General features: G+C 63.1%; 2 protein-coding genes. Both read left to right on the forward strand.

From position 1 onward, the window contains the following. Window positions 1-48 precede the first annotated feature (48 nt). The gene (locus EOA38_RS34930; RefSeq protein ID WP_127301366.1) at window positions 49-939 is read left to right on the forward strand and encodes a polysaccharide deacetylase; all 891 of its coding nucleotides are present in this window, start codon (window positions 49-51) and stop codon (window positions 937-939) included. 92 nt (window positions 940-1,031) lie between these two features. Then, complete coding sequence (locus EOA38_RS34935; RefSeq protein ID WP_127301367.1) at window positions 1,032-2,003, forward strand: ABC transporter substrate-binding protein; 972 nt, start codon at window positions 1,032-1,034, stop codon at window positions 2,001-2,003. Window positions 2,004-2,013: the final 10 nt, after the last annotated feature.

Below are 2,013 nucleotides of genomic sequence, written 5' to 3' on the forward strand. Positions count from 1 at the left end.
TTACTTCACGGGGCAGGGACTGGGCGTCAATGGCGGGAGCGTGATGCCATGATCCGCAACCCGATCCCGTGGCCGAACGGCACCAAATGCGCGGCTTGTATCACCTTCGACATGGATGCGGACAGCCTCGTGCATATCGCGCATCCCCGGGACGGCCATTCGCGCCTGTCGGCCATTTCGATGCTGCAATACGGCCCCAAGGTCGCGGTGCCGCGCATCGTCGAGAGCTACAGGCAGCTCGGCATCAGGCAGACCTTCTTCGTGCCGGCCTGGTGCATAGAGCAATATCCCGATGCCATCGAGACGCTGCTCGAGGGCGGCCATGAGCTCGCCCATCACGGCTTCCTGCACGAGCATCCGCGCGAGCTTTCCGACGAAGAGGAAGCGCATTGGCTCGATCGCGGCATCGAGGTCATCGTCAGGGCGAGCGGCAAGCGGCCGCGCGGCTGGCGTGCGCCGCTCTATAATTTCTCGCATCGATCGGCCGACCTGCTGGCATCGCGCGGCTTTGCCTACGACGCCTCGCTGATGGGCGACGACATTCCCTACCTCATCGATTGCGAAGCCGGCCGACTGGTCGAACTGCCCTCGCATTGGGGGCTCGATGATTGGCCGCAATTCGTCCAGTCGATGGACCTCGACTACATGATGCCGATCCGCGCGCCGGAGCAGGGTTTCGCTATCTTCGCGCAGGAGTTCGAGGCCGCCTACCGCAACGGCGCCCTGTGGGTTCCGGTCGTGCATCCCTTTGCCACCGGGCGGCTCGCGCGCTGGGAGGTGGTTCATCGCTTCCTGGAAGGCGTGCTGGAGCGCGGCGACGTCTGGTTTGCGCCGATGGAGGAGATCGCCGCCCACGTCAGCAAGGTCGTGGCCGACGGCTCATGGAAGCCGCGCATCGACCGGCTGCCCTACTACAAGGAACCGGTGAGGGTTCGATGAGCAAGGCGCCCTAGGCAAAGCCCGCCGAAAGCGGAGCGTCACTCCGTACGGGTGCTGTTTTGAATAACAAGGCACTGAATGGGAGAAATGACATGCTGAACAGGATATTTGGCCTCGCGGCCGTTGGATTGGCGCTTGGCATGGCTTTGCCGGCAGAGGCGGGAACGCTCAAACTCGCGCACTCGACTTGGGTCGGTTACGGGCCGTTCTACGTCGCCCGCGACAAGGGCTTCTTCAAGGATGAGGGGGTCGATGTCGACTTGACCATCATGGAGGACACGCCCGCCAAGATGGGCGCCCTACAGGCCGGCCAGATCGATCTCGTCGCCTCGACGGTCGACGAGTTTCCCATCTACATGCCGCCGGGAAAGACGCTGCGCTACATCCTGGCGGTCGACAATTCCAAGGGCGGAGACGGCGTCGTCGCGCGCAAGGACATCAAGTCCATAGCCGACCTCAAGGGCAAGAAAGTCGCCTTCGAAACGGGTTCGGTTTCCCAGTTCTTCTTCGACGCGATGCTGAAGGAAGCCGGCATGTCGGAAGATGACGTCGAGGTCGTCAACATGACGGCCACCGACGCCGGCGTCGCGTTCGTCGCCGGGCAGGTCGACGCGGCGGTGACATGGGAGCCCGCGCTCAGCCAGGGCGCAAATTCGACCAACGGCCACCTGCTTTTGTCGAGCGCCGACAAGCTGGGACTGATCACGGACGTCGTCGCCGTCACGCCCGAAACCGCGGCCACGCGCCAGGCCGATATCAAGGCCTTTGTTCGCGCCTGGTACCGGGCGCTCGAATTCATCAAGACCAATCCGGACGAGGCGAACCAGATCATGGCCAGTGGCGTCGGCGGCTGGCTTGCCGATCCGGCGGTTTTCAAGCAGACGCTGGCTGGGATCGAGTATCTCGACAAGAACGCCAATACTGCGTTCTTCGGGTCCGCCGCCGCGCCCGGACAGATTTCAAAGACCCTCGGCTACGCGCTCGAAATCTGGTCGGAAAAGGGACGAATCCAGGCGAAGGTCAAGCCGGAAGATCTGATCGACTACGGCTTCATCGGAGGGTAGTCCGATGACC

The organism is Mesorhizobium sp. M1E.F.Ca.ET.041.01.1.1, assembly GCF_003997355.1.
In the GTDB taxonomy this organism is placed as follows: Bacteria; Pseudomonadota; Alphaproteobacteria; order Rhizobiales; family Rhizobiaceae; genus Mesorhizobium.